Genomic DNA, 18,546 nt, shown 5'->3' with positions numbered 1-18,546 from the left:
GACTCAAAAGACACTTCGCAAAAGTCATGCCAGTCAATAGTAACAAACCGTCCCTCCACAAACGACAACTGTTTCACAAAACAAAGTGAAGAAATTTGATACGTCGTTGACAATCCGGAAAGTCACCAAGTGACAAACTGCGTCACCAGGTAGCACTTTTCTGCCACCCTAAAAGCATCTGTGAGGAGATGATCTATGCTTCCTTTTAAGTCTTTTTTATAACGTAAGAATCAAAAACATGGGTTACGGACGCCTGTTCACAAGCCTGCTGGCAATAATGACCTTCCATGCACTGGCAGATATTTCTGTAGATCGCGCCATCATCGAATTTGAACCTGATGGTGAGTACTACACCGATATCAATGTGCTGAATGGTTCGTCCGACAAGGCTTATGTAGGAATATCGGTTTACGAAGTTATCAATCCCGGGCGAGTGGATGAATCCAGACGACCACTGATTGACCCAGACAACGCTCTTCTTATCGCCACACCATCCCGTATGGCTCTTGAAGGTAATCAGAGCAACCCTGTTCGCCTGCTCAACCTTGACGAAGAGCAAAAGAAGGAACGCATCTACCGGGTGATTGTAGAGCCTGCCACTGGGCGCCTCAAAGGCGATCAGGATATGGTGAAGGTTCTTGTATCTTATGAACTGCTGGTTATCGTTCGGCCTGTTAAGCCTGTCTTCAGCATTCTTGGTAAGCGTGAAGGAAAAACTCTCACTCTCTTCAACGATGGCAACAGTAATGTGTATCTGGAAAGTGGTCGCCAGTGTAATCCGGCTAAAACTTCGGAGTGCCAAAAACTGGAAGGGGAGCGTATATACGCAGGAGCCAGCTGGCAACTACAACTGCCGTGGGAAGGGGAGGTTGAATTTGTTATGAATACTCAGGATGAAAGCACGATAAAAAAAATCTTTAACGGTAAAGATACTCTGCCTAAATACGCGCCTACTCCACAGAAGAGTCAGTAGGATTACAGATTAAACGTCCCAGCAAAGTCACGCCCCGCCGTATACGTCTTTGATTCTTTTCTGGTAAAACAGCTTCACAGTGTGTTCCGTCGGCCTTCTGAACTTTCAGGATTTCTTTTGTAGGTCGAACCCTGGCCTGGAAAATACCATGACTATCTGTAAGAACCGGCTCCTGAACATTTTCCACAATAGCGCTATCCAGAATATTTTCATCTGTATCATACAAACGCCCCAGCACTGGAAAAACCTGAACAACAGAGAAGGAAACGCGGGCCACATTGCCGGGGTAAAGTGTCACGCTTTGCTCAGTGTCGTCATAATCCGAGAAATTATTTCCTCTAGCTTTAATGGAAAGCCCATACTTACGGAAAGGCGTAAGTACAATAGGTACCACCTCTCCGGCCCGACCGTAAGTCACGGCTTTACCGTTCACCAGAATATCAAAGTATCCCTCCCCATCACCGTCAAATGCCACCAGCACAGCACTGTCGCTCAAGCGGCCACCACCAATAGAAACATTGTCAGGCCGGGCCAAAGCGCTGGTACTGAAACTGCCGGTATAGTTGGTTACGGCATGTCCCTGCTCAGGAAGGGAGCGATTCAGTGCCACCTGTCCTCCCAACCACTTGCCGGCAAAATACGCATCGCCGCCCAACATGTCCTGCTGCCTTTGTTTTTCCAGATAACCTCCAGCAGTAATAGTTTGCCCGGCAGCTTCCAGCTTTTGCCACCGTGCAGATGCTCGGGTCGTCAGGGAGACATTTCGATTGCCCTGCGTTTTATTTTCCTGCCGATTCTGTTTCACAGTTGCTGTACGAACCCCTTCCCGGTGGGTGAGCGTAAGGCTCGCCAATACCTGAGAATTTCTACCGTCAGCCAACTGTGCGCTGGATGCATCAAGGGTCAATCGCATATCGAAGGAGGAATCTTTCAGCAACGGCCACTCAAAACGAATGTGGTCAGTAATCTGCGTTCTCTTCTGGGACTGGCTTCTCTGCCAGTCTCTTCCTACTTCCACACTGGCGAAACCAAAACTTTTGGACAAATCCAGCTGTCCGGTGCGAAATCCTTCACCAAGCAGCGCATTGTTTGAGTGAGACTCTGCTCTCTGCTTCTTTTCAGAAAGCTCGCGATAACGCGCCTGCAGCTGCCAGCTCTCCCTGTTAAAGACAGCATTGCCGTAAAAACCTTTACGACTCTCTCTGGCCATCATCACACCACCAGAAAATTCAAAGAATTCACTCAGGTTGAGAATTCCAGCTTCTGCCAGAGCATCACTATTTTCGACTGTCGCAGCCAATGTAAACGAAGAAGTTTCGGTCAACAGCTGTGAATAGCCACCACGAGCCACCCAGCCAGCACCAGTTTGAGGCCACCAGGTTTCCGTAACATTTTCCACAGGACGACCGATTTCAAAGAAATATTGAGGGTCATCATCACCAGGCAGACTATTACTTTTCACATACAATACCTGCTGTTCGTTAAGAAGCTGAGTGCCGTCATAAACACGAATAGTCAGATTGTATGCCCCCTGTGGAAGGCTGCGGGTATCCAGTTGCTGACGACCGGCTTCTAAAAGTTCAGCTTTTAATAACTTTCCAGCCCGGTAAATTTCCACCCTGCCGCGCACAGGAAGGTAAACAATAAGAGGTGTGTTATTGACTGCGCTCTGACTGCTTAAAGAATCAGTTGAGTGCGCCAGCCTCACCCCAAGCAACTGCGGATCAGCAGAAAAACCCAAGCCAAAACTGTTAGCACCAAACAGCCCACCTATAAGCTCCTGCCCCTGCCAATCTCGCTCAATATAAAGCGAGGAAACACTGAAGTGTTCTTTCTTGTCATAACTCCAGTCCGTAAGCAGATGATTTTCTTTCAAAGCCATCAATGAACGGCCATACCAAGAGTAATGGTCTGTGGAATCTCTTGAGCGAGCCCCGGACAAGTTAAGGCTCAGCCCCTGAACTGCAGAAATATCACTGCTGGATTCATTCAGATAACGCTGCTGGGTCAGTGTCCGAATCTTCAGGTGTTCAGGATTAATAAACACAGTGGCCCGGAAACGACGATGATCGAGAATCACCCCAGCAATTTTCGGATGCAGGATTCCACAGTTATTTCTGTTTTTTCCCCGACAAACTAACTCACCATGACCTGCCAGCTGCCCGTTTAACGACTTGGCGACAAAAGCCTTATTCCGAACTTCTGGAATCATGTTGGCAACACTTTGGGGCTGGCGGAAAATTATCCATTGAGAGGAAAAGCGAGCAAAGGTTGTACCCCGCTTTTTACCAGCAAACCAGATTTCAATTTCAGTCTCTTTGGGGGCATCCAGATTTTCGAAACCGGCGGGAATCTCATCCATATTTTCATCAGCAGATATTCCACTTCCACTACAAAGCAGAAGCAGCATACACAACCACTGCAAGCAGACAGAAGGCCGGACATTCCCTGTCATGGCATCTAACCGGATATTAGAAAGGTATCTAAGGTTTATCGGGCTTGAATAATGATTCTCAAGCGCCCCTGATAACGGCCACTGGTAGCCCTTTGCGCCTCATGAGCTGGCAAACTCACTTCCACCTGGCCATTAAACCCTCCCAAACAATCGGGATGAGAAGACCCTGGATAAATACGGCTGATTTTTCCAGGCTCCATAATCTCGGCAGGCATGCCCGCTCCCCGCCAGTTAGCAGCAAAGTTCAGCTCTTTTCTGCCCTGAAGTACAAATTCACCATTAGCTCCATCTCCCCGCAGACGCACAGAATAATTACCGCCACCATTACGGAATAGACAGACACGAGCCTCACCGGATGATGCTGATGTCCCATCAAACCTGGGCAACTGAATAGAATCCAGAACCCTTGCCCCAACCCGCTCAGGCACAGTCAGGCGAAGATCGAGCTCCAAATCCTGAATGACACCACCGGAAGCAATAAGTCTTACCGGCAGGCGCTGATGGTAATTTCCGCCGGGAATAAGGTTTGGCTCTCCCAAAGGTTGAATATGCAACTGAAAGGAAGAGGAACCCGGTTCGCAATAGCTTGAAAGCCTGCTCCCCTGAATCAGAGTCTCATTGCTGCGTATCCTTCGAAAGGGTGAACCGGGTGCTGATTGAACACGCACGTCAAAAGGAATAGAAATAGAAGGATGGTTAGAACTGCCGAGCTGCATTCCTCCAGGGGGAACAAGTAGCTTTAAATGCCAGTCAACAGCTCGACTTCCGGCACTTTCCTGCCAAATGCAATACTGACCGCCACCGCCCTCTTCGATAGAAATCAGCTCTACCGAGCGATCACCACTGAAAACCAGGCCGCTAGCCAAGGCCTTGCCAGAGAAAAGAACGATGAACCCCAGAAAAGGTAACAGAGAATTAAGCATTCCATTGCTTTGAATTAAACACTCTTACAAAAAGTGTAGATGTGATCCTGCAGTATTAGAGCGCAACAAATCTCAGATGTAGCTTTGTTTTATACGTACCACTCTTTTTCGCAATTTTTGCAGAATCGGCCTCAACAATAAGGGTTGTAGTCGTTTCATCACAGGTTTTCTTGTTGTCGTCAGGAACCAGCGCAGTGATATCTTTTTCATCTCCGTGTTTAAATACCATCGGAGTACCACTCTGCTTCTTTTCATCTATTACTTTCACAGTCAGCGGTATCTTGCTTTGCCGATCAGTCTGATGTACCAGCTGGAACTCTTTATGCTCGTGATCATCGCCGGTAATTTTCAGGCGGACATTGCCATTATAGTTCTTACCAACACAGTAAGTTTTCGAATCGGTCATGATGCCGTCAACCTTATCGCCACTTAAAACAAGCTCTTTACCCTGAATATCTTTAACGGCAATTAACTTGTCGAATTTTATGGAAACATCAACATCCTCAGTCACATCAGACTTGCCGTCACCCTGGGCAAAAACAAAGGTTTTTTTGGCGACCGGATCAGCCAAAACAAGAGAGGTCACAGTAAAAAGAGCTGATACCAGGCATACACCCAGCCAACGAATTGAACGGTTTAAATAAACTCTGGCTTGCATTATCTCAGCTCCCAAGCATCCAAATTCAACTGACTTCAACGTCAGCCACTCACCACGCTCCCTGTCATTTCTTTGTTTTACAATCACTTACGTGACCCGGTACAAGTAACGGAATGTGGAATTACGTGTATTGGATGGAATTAGGGCTATCAGGTTCCCAACCAGAGGTCACCATTCCTGACCGGCCTGTCAGGGTAGGCGAAAACGAAAAAACCGCCAGAAGGCGGTTTTTTCAAATCGAACTGAGAGACTACAGAAGTATTACTGCTTGGTCTGTTCAGCCTGAGCCTGCTGCAGCGCCTGAGCGTACAGGGCGTCAAAGTTAACCGGAGCCAGCATCAGTGCAGGGAAGCTGCCACGGGTAACCAGGCTGTCGATAGCTTCGCGAGCATAAGGAAACAGCAGGTTAGGGCAGAATGCGCCCAGTGTGCGGTGCAGGTCACCTTCTGGCAGGTTCTTGGCCAGGAAGATGCCGCCCTGATGAACTTCAGCAACAAAAGCAGTCTCTTCGCCGTGCATAACAGTGGCAGTCAGAGACAAAACCACTTCAAACATGCCTTCTTCTTCCAGCTTGGTGTTGGAAGTATTCAGATCCAGCTTAACTTCTGGCTGCCACTGTCCTTTGAAGATTGCTGGAGCCTTGGGGGATTCGAAAGAGATATCTTTAACGTAGATACGCTGCAGAGCAAATTGTGGCTGTTCCTGGTTGGACTGAGCTTCAGACATCATGTTTTCCTTTCGCTATTTATAAAGTTCAAGACTGCTTATAAAGTTCAAGACTGCTTATAAAGTTCAAGACTGCTTATAAAGTTCAAGACTGCTTATAAAGTTCAAGACTGCTTATAAAGTTCAAGACTGCTTATAAAGTTCAAGACTGCTTATAAAGTTCAAGACTGCTTATAAAGTTCAAGATTATTTATAGAGTTCAAGACTGCTTATCAGTGCGAGACTGTTCTTGGACTCAGGATTGACCTGCGAGCAACTGATCCAGTTCACCCCGGGCTTCCAGGGCGTAAAGGTCATCGCATCCACCCACATGGGTGTCGCCGATCCAGATTTGTGGAACAGAGGTTTTCCCGGCTTTTTCCGCCATTAACTGACGAACATCGGGCTTTCCATCCACTGAAATCACTTCAACGGGAGCGCTCTTTTTAGCCAGTAGAGCAAGAGCACGCTGGCAGAAGGGGCACCACGATGAGCTGTAAACAACGACTTCCTGCATTATTTGGTTATTCCGTTTTATTTAGCTCTTTACCAGAGGCAGATTGTCACCCTGCCAGGAACCGATGCCGCCACTCAGGCGAACAACGTTTTCGAAACCGGCTTCTTTCAGCTGCTTTCCTGCCATACCACTGTGCTGACCCATGGCATCCACCAGAACAACCGGAACAGTTTTGTACTTCTCCAGTTCTTCAACACGATTTTTGATGCTGGCATGGGGGATATTGATGGAATCGGTGATTGCGCCACGGGCAAATTCTTTCTTGTCCCGGATATCAACCACAACGGCATTATCCTGGTTAACCATCTTGGTCAGTACCTGGGTAGTGATGCTCTGGCCACCTTTGCGCAGCTCAGTGAATATCAGCAGCCCCAGAATAACGGCAAAGGCGCCAGTTAGAGCCGGGTGATTGATTACAAATTCTATGAATTGTTCCATTGGGAAAATCAGGCAACCAAAAATTACAATAAGTCGGCAAGTATACAGACTGATAAGACAATTTCACCATACACCAGAGAATACTCTGTGCTCTGTTGAGCTGGCACAGACTACAGGCTGAAAACATACTGTTTTTATGAGTTTCCAAACTCCTGTAGAGGCCCGCTTCTCTGTGGTATTTCCCTTTATCATGGAGTTACTTACAGCAAGTCGCTAAAATTGCCCACCATTATCCCCGACACGATATCCGGAACAGTATGACTACGCGCACTACGACCGCCCTGTTAATTCTCGATGGCTGGGGCTACCGGGAAGAATCCGATGCCAACGCTATTCTGGCGGCCAAAACACCAGTCATGGACGGACTCTGGGCAAACAACCCCCACACTCTGATTTCCGGCTCCGGCAGTGATGTTGGCCTACCGGATGGCCAGATGGGCAACAGTGAAGTCGGTCATATGAACCTTGGTGCCGGCCGCATTGTTTATCAAGATCTCACCCGCATCAGCAAAGCCATTAAAGATGGCGACTTCCAAACAAACCCGGAGCTGGTAAAAGCTGTTGATGCTGCCATTTCCAAAGGCAAAGCCGTACACCTGATGGGATTGATGTCTCCCGGTGGTGTTCACTCCCATGAAAAACATATTCATGCAATGGTAGAAATGGCAGCAGCCCGCGGTGCCAAGGAAGTTTATGTTCACGCATTCCTGGATGGTCGCGACACACCTCCTCGCAGTGCTCAAGATTCTCTGGAACAAACTGATGCTCTGCTAATCAAATTGGGGATTGGCCGTGTTGCCAGCTTGATTGGCCGTTATTACGCCATGGATCGTGACCAGCGCTGGGAGCGTGTAGAGGAAGCCTGGAACCTGATGACCGCAGGGAAGTCTGAATTCACCGCAGAAACCGCTGTTGCTGGTTTGCAGGCGGCCTACGAGCGTGACGAAAACGATGAGTTTGTAAAAGCTACCACCATCGTTCCTGCTGGTGCGAAACCTGCAATCATGAATGATGGCGACGCGGTGATTTTTATGAACTTCCGTGCCGACCGTGCCCGTCAGCTGTCCAGAGTGTTTGCAGATGATGACTTCAACGGTTTCATCCGCAAACAGCGGCCAAACCTGGCAGGCTTTGTGATGCTGACTCGTTATGCCGACAGCATTCCTGCGCCCTGCGCCTTCCCACCAGCCACGCTCACCAACACTCTTGGTGAATATATGGAGCAACAGGGCAAAACCCAGCTCCGAATTGCGGAAACCGAGAAGTATGCCCACGTAACATTCTTCTTCAGCGGTGGCCGGGAAGAGCCCTGGGCAGGAGAAACCCGAATTCTGGTGAGCTCCCCAAAGGTTGCGACTTATGATTTGCAACCAGAAATGAGCGCACCAGAAGTGACCGACAAACTTGTTAACGCCATTGAAAGCGGTGAATACGATCTGGTGATCTGCAACTATGCCAACGGCGACATGGTTGGTCACACCGGTGTATTTGATGCTGCGGTTGAAGCTGCCGAATGTGTAGACACCTGCGTAGGCCGTATTGTCGACGCCCTGGCAAAGCAAGGTGGCCAATGTCTGATCACTGCCGACCATGGTAATGCCGAGCAGATGATGGATCACACTACTGGTCAACCACACACTGCTCATACCTGTGAGCATGTTCCCCTGATTTATGCCGGCCCACAGCAGATTAGCCTTAAGAAAGGTGTTCTGTCTGATATTGCGCCAACGCTTCTGAAACTGATGGATCTTCCTCAACCAGAAGAAATGACCGGAAACAATTTGGTCAAGTAACTAAATAGCGTCTGCTCTTGCCAGCCGGTGCTCCCTGCACCCGGCTGGCTCTCCCCTAAAAACAACTTTCGTCGTATAGTCACTTCCCAAGTCTTAGGCATTGAACACATTCCAATTCCGTCCATACTGTTTTAACCACCCTGAAAAACTGTATGAGCAGCCAGATGTGTTACGGGCTTCACGCTTCTCTGTCAGATCGTGGTTTCTGGATAGGAATACTCTGGGCATAATGGATTCATATGACGTGATGCAGAACTCAATGAAAATCACTCCAACCGCCCATAGAAGAGCAGCTCTGGCACGGATTGCCATTACTGCATTGATTATGTTGATGCCTTTCTCTATGCCGACTCCGGCAGAAGGCAATGATCAGAAGGTCAGCAATTCTGCACGCCTTGAGACCGTGAACCAGGATATAAAAACCCTTAGAACTCTTCTGGAAAAGATCAAAAAAGAACGTTCCTCTATCGAGTCCCGTCTGGAAAACACCGAACAGGAAATCAGCCGGGTTCAGAAAGAGCTAAAGAACACCGAACGGGATTTAAGGGAGGCGAAAGATGCCGCAAAAAAGCAGAAAGCTCAGCGGCAAACGCTGAAAAAAGAACAAAGCAGTAGACAGCTGGAGGTTTCCAAAGCTCTCAAAGCTGCGTATGTAGCAGGAAAAAACCCCCAGATGAAACTTCTGCTGAACCAGGAAGATCCAGCCAAAGCCCATCGTATGATGGTGTATTACGATCACTTTGCTCAGGCTCAGTCAAACTCTCTAACTGCCCTGAAAGAAACAGATCGCAAATTAGCCCATGCAGAAACAAACCTGCTCAAGGCCAATAAATCGATTTCCCGCCATCAACAAACACTTGCCAGCCGGGCACAAAACCTGAAGGCGAATCAGAGTAACCGTCAACAGACTCTTGCAAAACTTTCAACCAACGAGAAACAAAACAACTCCCGGCTCAGCCGTCTGAGGAAAGAGCAGAAGATACTTCAGGAGCTTCTGGCCTCCATTATTTCTATGGCCGATGTCACTGCCGTTGACAGGCCCTTTAATAAGTCCCGCGGGAAAATGCCTTGGCCGGTAAAAGGCCAACTTCTCTACAAGTTCGGAGAGCGCCGACAAGACACAAAACTCACATGGAATGGCGTATACATTAAAGCCAGTGAAGGTGCGATTGTAAACGCACCTCATCATGGTCGCGTGGTATTTGCCGACTGGATGAAAAGCTTTGGGCAGCTGCTGATTCTGGATCACGGTAATGGCTATATGACTCTTTATGCTCACAATCAGGATATGATGAAAACCGTGGGCGACTGGGTTTTACCCGGTGAAGCTATTGCCAGAGTTGGTAACAGTGGCGGACAACCACATTCCGGCCTGTACTTTGAAGTACGCTATAAAGGCAAGCCATCCAACCCAATGACGTGGCTGGTAGCATCCCGTTAGAAGCTCGGGATATACTCATTTAATAAATATTTTCCGGGATCAGCCTCAGCAGGAGCAATGCATGCCCACCCGTACCACTATTTTTTCCTGGTCCCTGACAGCCTTTCTGGCACTGTCACCACTGGCTTCACCGGTTTCAGCCGAAGAAAAAAGTGCTCAGGCCGAGCCAGCGGCTAAGCCTGAGAAGGTTGCAACCAAACAGGAAAAAGGTCGGTTACCTCTTGATGAGCTGCGTGCTTTTACCGAAGTTGTACAGCGCATCAAGAACTCCTATGTGGAGCCTGTTGATGACAAAACCCTTTTGGAAAATGCCATTCGAGGCATGCTCGATAATCTCGACCCGCATTCCGCTTACCTGCAGCCAGACGACTTCAAGAATCTCGAAGAAAGCACCTCTGGTGAGTTCGGCGGCCTGGGCATCGAAGTTGGCAGTGAAGATGGCCTGATCAAGGTTATCACCCCAATTGATGACACCCCAGCCAAACGCGCTGGCGTTCAAGCCGGAGACTTGGTCATCAAGCTTGACGACACACCTATTCGTGGGCTGGGCCTGAAAAAATCTGTTGAGATGATGCGCGGTAAAACCGGCGAACCGATCAAACTCACCATTATCCGCGAAGGTGCCAGCCAGCCTCTGGAAATCACTATTGTTCGTGACATTATCAAAGTCGACAGCGTTCGCCAGAGAATAGTGGAGCCGGGCTTTGGTTATGTTCGTATCAGCCAATTCCAGATAGATACCGGCAAAGAAGTGAATGAATCTCTGGAAAAACTGCGCACAGAAGACAAAGACAACAAGCTGAAAGGGCTTGTACTTGATCTGCGCAACAACCCGGGTGGCGTGCTGCAGGCTGCTGTAGATGTTGCTGACGTGTTCCTGAAAGATGGCCTGATCGTTTATACCAAGGGGCGTATTCCTAACTCAAATATGAGCTACAGCGCCAACGGTAAAGATCCATCCACCAACATTCCTCTGGTTGTACTGATTAATGGTGGCTCAGCGTCCGCCTCCGAGATTGTTGCCGGTGCTCTGCAGGATCACCGTCGCGGCATTATTGTGGGAACCAAGAGCTTTGGCAAAGGCTCTGTGCAAACAGTTCTGCCGCTTACCTCCGACAGCGAACGAGGCCTGAAACTGACAACGGCACTGTATTACACCCCAAACGGTCGCTCTATTCAGGCAGAAGGCATTATGCCGGATATCAATGTCGATAACGCGAGTGTTACCCGAGTGAAAGAGAATAACGGCTACCGGGAAGCCGATCTCAGGGGCCACTTGGACAGCACAACTGAAGCCAAAAGTAGCAAGGCTAACAAGAGCGACAAGAAAGCTGATGATCAACCTCTGGATGTCAGTGATTACCAGCTCAATCAGGCTTTGAATATTCTGAAAAGCCTGCACCTGTCCCGTCAGGCTGGTGTTACTGAACCTGCTCCAGCAACTGAGCCTGCCAAGCACCAACATTAAGATGAACCTGCGGACAGTCAGAACGACTGTCCGCAGAGTTATACCTTCCTCCAAAACCTCCCATTACCCTACCCAGCTGAGCAGATCACTATGGGAAAGGGTTATGGCGGCTCAACACAGACCTCTCAATCCAAGCATTGGATTTTCTTTTACCTCACCCGACAAGCGACCTTGTGAGCCCTTGCAGACTGAAAAATCATCAGCACCAAACGGCACGGGGAAAGAAAAGCCTCTCCCGCACAGCAAGGTTCCCGCTAAACGTTCGATACCCAGGCCTGCTCCAGCAAAAACTCCATCCACGTCCTCTGTCGTTGATAGACCGGTTCAGGTAAAAGATGCCCAGACAGTGCTGGGGCTATCCATGCAGGAATTAATCAGACAATCTATGGATGCTCACCGCAGACAAAGGCCAGCCCCGGAACTGCCACAGGCTTCAGGTTCATCTGCCCCTTCTCCTAAGCGGAAGCTGTCTGAATTTACAGTCAACACTACCGAATGTACTTCGTGGATTCGCTTCCCTCAGGATAACTCAGCTGGACGTCGAATCCTTACACATACGATTGTTACTCCGAGAAAGATAGAGAAGCTGGAAACAGACTTCTGCTTCCAGGAAATTTTTCCGGATAACGAAATGGGCGAGTATTTTGCCAGAGCCATAACCGTTGCGGCAAAGCAGGGTGTTCGTATCAAACTGAAGAAAAAGGATAATAGTAAAAAAGAATTTATCTTTAATCCTGATTTGCCCGCCATTATACCTAAACAGGAAACAGTTCCTGAAGGCCACTGGGAGAATCTCAGAGAGCAACTCAAACTCTATGATATTCCTATGGACGACGATTCCTGAATAATGCCAATATCAGGACATATCTTTCAGGAATAAACCAATGCAATCAGTGTGTGTGTTCTGCGGTGCCCGCCCGGGTAATGACCCCGATATTCTGAACAGTACCCTACAACTGGCAGACACACTGGTCGCCCACAATAAAGCTCTTGTTTATGGGGGAAGCAGTACCGGGCTGATGGGAACTCTGGCCGATCGTGTACTGGAAGGCGGTGGCAAGGTTATTGGCATTATTCCAAATACTATTGTCGATATGGAAATTGCTCACATGTCACTGACAGAGCAGCATATTGTTGCTGATATGGCTTCCCGCAAGAACAAAATGATGGATATAGCTGACGCCTGCATTGCTTTGCCTGGAGGTTTCGGCACTCTCGATGAGCTGTTTGAGGCACTGACTAACGCCCAACTCAGGCTCCACTCAAAACCTGTGGGCATTCTGAACGTTAATGGCTACTACGATAGCCTGATCAATTTCCTCGATCATGCCTGTTCAATAGGGTTGCTTGCTCCCCAGAACCGCCAGCTGTTGCATATTGGCAACACTCCCGAGGAGTTGCTGAACAGTCTGGGGGAGCAAAGATTTAGACCGGCTTAGGGTCTGACCTTAAATACTTTTCCAGATTCAAAGGCTCTGAACCACTGTGCAGCTTCTGGATGATGGTATCCACAAAATCCATAACCATGGGTGAACATCGACCAGTCGCAGTTGTCAGCGGGCTGGTCAGGTCATCCGCTTCGAGGTGCGCCTCTTTCAAAATATTACGAAGATAGTGGGGCATGTTGTAACTGATCCCCGCCGGCAGAACAAAATGGCGTGACGTTCGCAAACCTCCTCTCTGAGAAATATCGACTTTCACATCCAGAGCCTTTTCTGGAGTCTCTGGTGTGATAACGCATTCGACATCCATATTTGCCACTATGCGCTCATCAGGGATATGGGCGATAACGGCATGCCGGTGAATACTGCTGGCCATAACTGGCTCCTTATCCGACACATCAGCTCAGATTATAGTCTTCAACATCAAATCCAACTGGCAGCTAAGCTGAAAATATTCAGAAATAACAAGGATATGGACTCCGTGCACTGCCACCATTGCCAGAAGCCGATTTCAGGGAAGTTTGTGCGAGCCTTTAACAAGGTCTGGCATCATAAATGTTTTTTGTGTGCAGGGTGTCAAAAGCCAGTTCTGGGGCAATACATCAAGAAAGACGGAAAGCCCTGGCATACTCCTTGTTACCAGAAGGCTTTTATCCCAAATTGCGATGTTTGCAGCAAACCTCTTACTGGTGGGTATCTTCAGGATTACTGGGGCAACAAGTACTGCATTTCCCATAAAAAATACGCCACCTGCACCAGCTGTGGGCGCATTGTTTGTGGCCCGGTCACTAACGGCGGCATGCGCTTCCCCGATGGATTAATGATTTGCCACCTGTGTACGGAAACAGGAGTGACAACCCAATCAAAGGCCAGAAAACTGATGATGGAGATGCGCGCTGCTTTAAAGTCTCTTGGGTTGAACCTTTACAATGCTGATACCCCCACACGATTAACGAATCGTGACGAACTCCATGGTAATAGCCGCCACGATAACCATGATGAGCACCCTTTGCTTGGTCTGGCAAAATGGAGCACCACATACGTGGGCAAACGTATAGTTTCGAGGCAGTTCAATGAAATACTGATCCAGACAAACTTGCCCGAAGAACATTTCCGCACCGTAGTTATTCACGAACTGACTCATGCCTGGTTTTTCTACAACAATCCGAAAGGTGAAAAGCTGCCACTGCAAGTGGAGGAAGGCATGTGTGTACTGGTTGAATATTTGTGGTTAAAACAACAGAAGACAGATGACGCTCGTTACCGCATGAAAGTCATCAAGGAGTGCTCAGATCCAGTTTATGGCGACGGATTCAGAGCAGCCAATAAAGCTTTAAGAACAATGCGCCTATCGTCCCTTACCCGCTACGTTATTGAGAAAAGAAAATTTCCCTCTGCCCTTGCGGCCTTCTTTTACGACTAAACGTCGTACATCACTCTTTAAGAAAACCATGGGTTTCTGTTCAACAATTCACCAGAACAACTTCATTTTTGATTTGGATCAATTGCCACACTCAACACCAAAGAGTAAATTTCAACTCAAGTTGAAGGAAAGCAGTCTTTCACCACTCTGGTGAAAAGGGGTTTAGCATGAGCGTTAAAGGTATTCAGATCACATCCGCCGCCAACACTAGTCTGGAGCATTCCTTCTGGTTGCTGGACGAACAACAAAGCAAGGCGCGCTGTATTTGCGTGAAAGACCAGCTCTTTGCTCAGGACGAGATTATCAGCCTGAACCAACTGGGCGAATTTGAATACCGGGAAGTGTCCCTGCAGGCCAAACCCAAGCGCGAAGGCGGCCAGCACCTGAATGTAAACGTAATGTCCCGGGAGATGCTGGAAGATGCCGCTGCGCACCCAGAGAAGTACCCATCTCTGACCATCCGCGTTTCCGGCTATGCTGTGCGCTTTAACTCTCTGACTCCAGAGCAGCAGCGAGATGTCATCACCCGCACCTTTACAGAGTCTATGTAAGATGCCAGTGAGGCGGTTATAGAACCGCCTCTCGCTGTAGAGAACGCTGCTTTTTGGGAAGAGTATTTATACATCCAAAGCTCATCAGCACTGCCACGCATCACACATGGTACAGGCATGGCATCAAACATGTGGCTATAAATCCCGAAAAACTCACCGCAGACCCCACCCCTTTTAGCCAGCCAGTGCAACCTCATTAGGTTGTTGGCTCCGCACAAAGCTAGCCGTAGCAGGAGCCAGACCAACATTGTCGCTGACTTCACAGCCAGCCAGTTTTGCAGAAATGGCCATTAGAGCCAAATGGTGGGTCAGATGGCTGGACACAAAACATAACTCTCTTTGAACAGTGGATTCAGCGGTCACCGAAGAAGAGTCTGACAACATAACTTCCGTTTTAACTGTGCAGAAGCCCTCCAATTGCTGGGAGGTTAATTCAATAACCCATTGTCGTATCGCCTTTAACTCAGCAACACCTGCTGACTTATCGGTTTCAAGAGCAGCACCACGTCGGCGAATATCATAATCTACCAGTTCAAAACCGGATGAAGTCATCAAGGAATGGTAGAGATCAAGAATGTGGCGCAAGTGCTGGCCAATAGAACTACTCAACACGGTTCCGTGAGTATAGTTGTACTCTGCCTCTGATAACCCGCCTATAAAATCAGAAAGCTGATCAATGGTTTCAATATTTCCTTTTATGACTTTATTCATTGTTGTTTACCTGTAAAGGCGTTTAATTGAAGAAAAGGAATCCGCAAACCAAATAAAGAAAATGTCTGACGGATATAAAAAAGATACGGTATTGCCAGCAAGGCACTGATCCAGTAAACATATTTGATAACGTCGGGATGGCTACCCTGTGCCCAGAAAACAAGAGCAAGAACACCAAAGAACACTGTTACACCAGTCTGGGTAAACCAGCTCTTGGCGAGAATAAACAGCTGAGCCTGCTCCGGCTCAATACGATCAAAAAACAACTTATTGAATGCCAGTCTGAAAAAGCTGGTCATAAATGCAATTGATATAATAAACACTGAAAGTGTCGTCGAAGTCATACCCTCATCGGCAAAACCTCTTAAGACCCAAGACAGCGAGTACAGCCCCACAGCAAGGATAAATACACGACGTGAGTCAGCAGCATCTATATGACGCTTAATCGCGAGAAACAGTAATGAGAGAATCACAGCAAGACCAACAACAATAACACCCAAACGGGAAAAGCTTTGATTACTGAGCACATAGAGAGAAAGAACCCAGAAATAACTTTCCAGAAACAGAAACAGTCCATCAAGAAAGAATACAGAGCGGGAGAAGTTCCCTGGGTTAAAGCGGGCGATCTGTTTAAAACTTACCGCTGAACCACTGAGAGAGAAAGCGATTGAATCATGATTTCTGGAACTGAAAACATTGGTAATTCCAACACCAGCCGTTGCGAGCGTTAAAAGTACCAGCCAGATATCCAGTTTTGCTTCCAACAAAAAGGCTCCAACCAGAATACCAATCTTCAGCAAAATACCTACAACTAACTGAAAGTTACCAAAGCGATTACCTGTTTTCTGTTCACGCCCATCTTTTGGTTGTTTGATAAATAAGGCTCGCAGGGTCAGCCAGTAAAAGCAGCCATAAGCTCCATTGATTAAGGCCAGAACAGATGCGCCCCACACGCCAATCCCCATGGTCAGCTCTTCGCTGACCAACAAAGAGATCAACACCGCTTCGGCCATAAAGGAACCGGCAATCACCATTTTGCTGTAACGACTATTGCGGATATTCTCCCAGAGCATCAAGCAGGCAAGAAAGCCAACACCCGACAAAGATATAAAGCCGGAGATCAATGCCAGAGAACCAGTTTCCCGCCAGAGAATCACTGGCAGATAAAACGGTATTAGCCCGGTAAGAAAGGCGTGCATTCCTGTAAATTGATAGAAATACCCCGACAGCCTGATCATCAGAATATATCCGCCTGAGCGATATCCAGCTTATCCAGTTCATCAAAATAACCAGACAAATCTTCCCTTTCACCGAAGCGAGGATAGTCGTGCATCTTCACATAAGGGCGGGAGTTTACCTCCAGTAAAATACATTTTTGATCTTTGTAGCTGTGCTCAATCCCTTTTTCCAGAATCACATCAATACCAAGAATATTGGCATTGAAAATATCCAGAACCTTTTCCATCAACTGGATATTGTCGGCTGCCACCGTATTCTTTTTGATGGTTTCTATGACACCACCAGGCGCCAGAGCGATGCGATGGAAAAGCTTTACCTCTACACCATCTGGTGGCACAGAATCCAGGGTGTAACCATGCTTGCCAAGAAAAGACTTGACCTCATCTGACTTATTTAAAGGGTAAATGCAGGGAAATAGCCCCATCTCTTCGCGCACATTGTTTTCACGATCAATAAGTTCACTGATCGTGCTCTGGCCATTACCTGTCACAAACGGAGAGTAGCGGCGAATGACAGAAATCACCCGGCCATTGGCAACCAGAACCCGATAGTTTCGACCTTCCAGATACTGCTCAATAACGCTGGTCGGCCACCAGACTTTAGCCAGCAAAATCGCCTTCCAAAGCTCCTTGTAGTTTTTAATCGGGAAGAAACTACCCCGTGAAAAACCACCGACATTCGGTTTCACCACCAGCGGGAATCCATGTTCTTTAGCAAAGCGAATAGCCCGGAAAGGATTTATAAAAATATCGCCGCGAGCATGGGGAATATCATGGGTAGCAAAGGCGTCACGGGCTTGCTCCTTTGAACGACAGCTTTTGCGAACATCCAGTGAGTTATAACTGGTACAGCCATCCATAAAGGTTTTGCTGATCCATGCATAGAGAGCTTTTTTCATCGCCTTCATAATGACACTCCTTTATGGGCAACTCTTTTACGGATAACGGCTTCCTGAAGGGCTGGCTCCTGCGCTGCCAGCCTGCTTGCCATCGTTTGATTTTCCCGATGAGCAACCATCTTTCGAAAAAACACAGATGAGTATTTATCTTTCTCCGGCAGAGTGTTGGTCATTCTGGCGAACTGAATAGTCATCCGGTTCATAATCTTGAGCTTTCTCTTAAGCGAAACATTTTCTGCCAGTAGCACCAGAGGCATGGGAATAAACAGGTTAATTTCAAAAATATGGAACTCTCCGGCTACCAGATTTTCCAGATCATTCGCTCGAATACCAAAACGGGCTATGCGAAAAGGGCCAACGCTTTTCAGGTGTTGCCAGATTTTCTCCAACTGTTCTGTGGAAAGCGAGCCGGTCATATCTCGATAACAGGTTTCACTGTTGTGAATACCATTAACAGGGAATTTCTCACCCGTGGTATTCAGTGTTTCGATAACAGACAGGATGGAATAAGTCTCTGTACCAGCATCTGGCACCAGATACACTTCGAACTCTCGTTCACCACTGGCGGCTTCCTGAATCAGGTAAGGCATACTACCGCCCGGCCGGGTGGAGCGAATCTGATCAAGTTGAACCTGGCTTCCAGCTTTGCGTATGCCAACAGAGTTTTGTCCCCACTCTGGCTTTACAAAAACTGGAAATGTTTTTGGCCTTTCTCTACCGGTATCACGATACTGAGCCAGTCTCCAGCGTGGCGGGATTAACTGATCTATATCCAGCTTGGAGAAAATCCCCTTACCTTCGTTAAAGTACTCCGCATTAAGCTGAAAGAACTTCCAGGGTTTCGCACCCAGGCGAAAGCTGTGGAAAATGTATAACAAAACCTGCAGAGAACGGATCAACATAACAACAGT

General features: G+C 47.9%; 19 protein-coding genes. 8 read left to right on the top strand and 11 right to left on the bottom strand.

What is annotated here, in order from left to right; all coding sequences use genetic code 11:
• Positions 1–238: 238 nt before the first annotated feature.
• Positions 239–973, top strand: a complete 735-nt coding sequence (locus tag QMA35_RS11240) for a hypothetical protein (protein ID WP_281647246.1) — start codon at positions 239–241, stop codon at positions 971–973.
• Here QMA35_RS11240 and QMA35_RS11235 read toward each other — a convergent pair.
• From QMA35_RS11235 to QMA35_RS11210, 6 genes are all read right to left on the bottom strand, one after another.
• Positions 951–3,428 carry a TcfC E-set like domain-containing protein gene (locus QMA35_RS11235; RefSeq protein WP_281647245.1) on the bottom strand — a complete coding sequence of 826 codons (2,478 nt, stop codon included), beginning with the start codon at positions 3,426–3,428 and terminating at the stop codon, positions 951–953. The two genes, QMA35_RS11240 and QMA35_RS11235, sit on opposite strands and share 23 nt — an antisense overlap.
• A 35-nt stretch (positions 3,429–3,463) precedes the next feature.
• Entirely contained in the window at positions 3,464–4,351 is an 888-nt protein-coding gene (locus tag QMA35_RS11230) for a hypothetical protein (RefSeq protein WP_281647244.1), read from the bottom strand.
• Positions 4,352–4,406: 55 nt separating this feature from the next.
• The gene (locus tag QMA35_RS11225; RefSeq protein ID WP_281647243.1) at positions 4,407–5,009 is read right to left on the bottom strand and encodes a hypothetical protein; all 603 of its coding nucleotides are present in this window, start codon (positions 5,007–5,009) and stop codon (positions 4,407–4,409) included.
• 261 nt (positions 5,010–5,270) lie between these two features.
• Complete coding sequence (gene secB, locus QMA35_RS11220) at positions 5,271–5,735, bottom strand: protein-export chaperone SecB (RefSeq protein ID WP_281647242.1); 465 nt, start codon at positions 5,733–5,735, stop codon at positions 5,271–5,273.
• Between the two features lie 235 nt (positions 5,736–5,970).
• Positions 5,971–6,231 carry a glutaredoxin 3 gene (grxC, locus tag QMA35_RS11215; protein WP_281647241.1) on the bottom strand — a complete coding sequence of 87 codons (261 nt, stop codon included), beginning with the start codon at positions 6,229–6,231 and terminating at the stop codon, positions 5,971–5,973.
• Positions 6,232–6,252: 21 nt separating this feature from the next.
• Positions 6,253–6,669: a rhodanese-like domain-containing protein gene (locus QMA35_RS11210; protein WP_281647240.1), complete on the bottom strand. Its 417-nt coding sequence runs from the start codon at positions 6,667–6,669 to the stop codon at positions 6,253–6,255.
• A 257-nt stretch (positions 6,670–6,926) separates the two neighbouring features.
• On the opposite strand from QMA35_RS11210, the gene gpmM reads away from it, so the two are divergent.
• From gpmM to QMA35_RS11185, 5 genes are all read left to right on the top strand, one after another.
• Complete coding sequence (gene gpmM, locus QMA35_RS11205; RefSeq protein ID WP_281647239.1) at positions 6,927–8,462, top strand: 2,3-bisphosphoglycerate-independent phosphoglycerate mutase; 1,536 nt, start codon at positions 6,927–6,929, stop codon at positions 8,460–8,462.
• Positions 8,463–8,721: 259 nt separating this feature from the next.
• Positions 8,722–9,903 carry a peptidoglycan DD-metalloendopeptidase family protein gene (locus QMA35_RS11200; RefSeq protein WP_281647238.1) on the top strand — a complete coding sequence of 394 codons (1,182 nt, stop codon included), beginning with the start codon at positions 8,722–8,724 and terminating at the stop codon, positions 9,901–9,903.
• Between the two features lie 61 nt (positions 9,904–9,964).
• Positions 9,965–11,371 carry a S41 family peptidase gene (locus tag QMA35_RS11195; protein ID WP_281647237.1) on the top strand — a complete coding sequence of 469 codons (1,407 nt, stop codon included), beginning with the start codon at positions 9,965–9,967 and terminating at the stop codon, positions 11,369–11,371.
• 361 nt (positions 11,372–11,732) lie between these two features.
• Positions 11,733–12,215, top strand: a complete 483-nt coding sequence (locus tag QMA35_RS11190) for a hypothetical protein (RefSeq protein ID WP_281647236.1) — start codon at positions 11,733–11,735, stop codon at positions 12,213–12,215.
• A 40-nt stretch (positions 12,216–12,255) separates the two neighbouring features.
• On the top strand, positions 12,256–12,810 hold the full coding sequence (locus tag QMA35_RS11185; protein WP_281647235.1) for a TIGR00730 family Rossman fold protein: 555 nt from the start codon (positions 12,256–12,258) through the stop codon (positions 12,808–12,810).
• Here QMA35_RS11185 and QMA35_RS11180 read toward each other — a convergent pair.
• Positions 12,797–13,189 (bottom strand): hypothetical protein, encoded by a 393-nt coding sequence (locus QMA35_RS11180; RefSeq protein WP_281647234.1) that lies wholly within the window; start codon positions 13,187–13,189, stop codon positions 12,797–12,799. The two genes, QMA35_RS11185 and QMA35_RS11180, sit on opposite strands and share 14 nt — an antisense overlap.
• A 96-nt stretch (positions 13,190–13,285) precedes the next feature.
• Here QMA35_RS11180 and QMA35_RS11175 point away from each other — a divergent pair, with 96 nt between their 5' ends.
• Positions 13,286–14,236, top strand: coding sequence for a protein DA1 (locus QMA35_RS11175; RefSeq protein WP_281647233.1), 951 nt, complete (start codon positions 13,286–13,288; stop codon positions 14,234–14,236).
• A gap of 167 nt (positions 14,237–14,403) precedes the next feature.
• Entirely contained in the window at positions 14,404–14,787 is a 384-nt protein-coding gene (gene grcA / locus QMA35_RS11170) for an autonomous glycyl radical cofactor GrcA (protein WP_281647232.1), read from the top strand.
• Between the two features lie 174 nt (positions 14,788–14,961).
• On the opposite strand, the gene QMA35_RS11165 is transcribed toward grcA, so the two are convergent.
• The 4 genes from QMA35_RS11165 to QMA35_RS11150 are packed head-to-tail and all read right to left on the bottom strand — an operon-like array spanning position 14,962 to position 18,537.
• Positions 14,962–15,498 carry a DinB family protein gene (locus tag QMA35_RS11165; protein WP_281647231.1) on the bottom strand — a complete coding sequence of 179 codons (537 nt, stop codon included), beginning with the start codon at positions 15,496–15,498 and terminating at the stop codon, positions 14,962–14,964.
• Positions 15,495–16,736: a hypothetical protein gene (locus tag QMA35_RS11160; RefSeq protein ID WP_281647230.1), complete on the bottom strand. Its 1,242-nt coding sequence runs from the start codon at positions 16,734–16,736 to the stop codon at positions 15,495–15,497. The genes QMA35_RS11165 and QMA35_RS11160 overlap by 4 nt, the downstream gene beginning before the upstream one ends.
• Positions 16,736–17,644 (bottom strand): cyanophycin synthetase, encoded by a 909-nt coding sequence (locus QMA35_RS11155; protein ID WP_281647229.1) that lies wholly within the window; start codon positions 17,642–17,644, stop codon positions 16,736–16,738. The genes QMA35_RS11160 and QMA35_RS11155 overlap by 1 nt, the downstream gene beginning before the upstream one ends.
• Entirely contained in the window at positions 17,641–18,537 is an 897-nt protein-coding gene (locus QMA35_RS11150) for a hypothetical protein (protein ID WP_281647228.1), read from the bottom strand. The genes QMA35_RS11155 and QMA35_RS11150 overlap by 4 nt, the downstream gene beginning before the upstream one ends.
• Positions 18,538–18,546: the final 9 nt, after the last annotated feature.

The organism is Parendozoicomonas sp. Alg238-R29 (assembly GCF_947331445.1).
GTDB lineage: Bacteria > Pseudomonadota > Gammaproteobacteria > Pseudomonadales > Endozoicomonadaceae > Sansalvadorimonas.
The sequence above is the reverse complement of the archived record's forward strand: the minus strand, read 5'-3'. Positions and strand labels throughout refer to the sequence as shown.

What these genes read in the sequence shown, in the direction of transcription:
- QMA35_RS11240 (WP_281647246.1), top strand. Translation starts at nt 239, where the DNA reads ATGGGTTACGGACGCCTGTTCACAAGCCTGCTGGCAATAATGACCTTC.
- QMA35_RS11235 (WP_281647245.1), bottom strand. Translation starts at nt 3,428, where the DNA reads ATGACAGGGAATGTCCGGCCTTCTGTCTGCTTGCAGTGGTTGTGTATG.
- QMA35_RS11230 (WP_281647244.1), bottom strand. Translation starts at nt 4,351, where the DNA reads ATGCTTAATTCTCTGTTACCTTTTCTGGGGTTCATCGTTCTTTTCTCT.
- QMA35_RS11225 (WP_281647243.1), bottom strand. Translation starts at nt 5,009, where the DNA reads ATGCAAGCCAGAGTTTATTTAAACCGTTCAATTCGTTGGCTGGGTGTA.
- secB (WP_281647242.1), bottom strand. Translation starts at nt 5,735, where the DNA reads ATGTCTGAAGCTCAGTCCAACCAGGAACAGCCACAATTTGCTCTGCAG.
- grxC (WP_281647241.1), bottom strand. Translation starts at nt 6,231, where the DNA reads ATGCAGGAAGTCGTTGTTTACAGCTCATCGTGGTGCCCCTTCTGCCAG.
- QMA35_RS11210 (WP_281647240.1), bottom strand. Translation starts at nt 6,669, where the DNA reads ATGGAACAATTCATAGAATTTGTAATCAATCACCCGGCTCTAACTGGC.
- gpmM (WP_281647239.1), top strand. Translation starts at nt 6,927, where the DNA reads ATGACTACGCGCACTACGACCGCCCTGTTAATTCTCGATGGCTGGGGC.
- QMA35_RS11200 (WP_281647238.1), top strand. Translation starts at nt 8,722, where the DNA reads ATGAAAATCACTCCAACCGCCCATAGAAGAGCAGCTCTGGCACGGATT.
- QMA35_RS11195 (WP_281647237.1), top strand. Translation starts at nt 9,965, where the DNA reads ATGCCCACCCGTACCACTATTTTTTCCTGGTCCCTGACAGCCTTTCTG.
- QMA35_RS11190 (WP_281647236.1), top strand. Translation starts at nt 11,733, where the DNA reads ATGCAGGAATTAATCAGACAATCTATGGATGCTCACCGCAGACAAAGG.
- QMA35_RS11185 (WP_281647235.1), top strand. Translation starts at nt 12,256, where the DNA reads ATGCAATCAGTGTGTGTGTTCTGCGGTGCCCGCCCGGGTAATGACCCC.
- QMA35_RS11180 (WP_281647234.1), bottom strand. Translation starts at nt 13,189, where the DNA reads ATGGCCAGCAGTATTCACCGGCATGCCGTTATCGCCCATATCCCTGAT.
- QMA35_RS11175 (WP_281647233.1), top strand. Translation starts at nt 13,286, where the DNA reads ATGGACTCCGTGCACTGCCACCATTGCCAGAAGCCGATTTCAGGGAAG.
- grcA (WP_281647232.1), top strand. Translation starts at nt 14,404, where the DNA reads ATGAGCGTTAAAGGTATTCAGATCACATCCGCCGCCAACACTAGTCTG.
- QMA35_RS11165 (WP_281647231.1), bottom strand. Translation starts at nt 15,498, where the DNA reads ATGAATAAAGTCATAAAAGGAAATATTGAAACCATTGATCAGCTTTCT.
- QMA35_RS11160 (WP_281647230.1), bottom strand. Translation starts at nt 16,736, where the DNA reads ATGATCAGGCTGTCGGGGTATTTCTATCAATTTACAGGAATGCACGCC.
- QMA35_RS11155 (WP_281647229.1), bottom strand. Translation starts at nt 17,644, where the DNA reads ATGAAGGCGATGAAAAAAGCTCTCTATGCATGGATCAGCAAAACCTTT.
- QMA35_RS11150 (WP_281647228.1), bottom strand. Translation starts at nt 18,537, where the DNA reads ATGTTGATCCGTTCTCTGCAGGTTTTGTTATACATTTTCCACAGCTTT.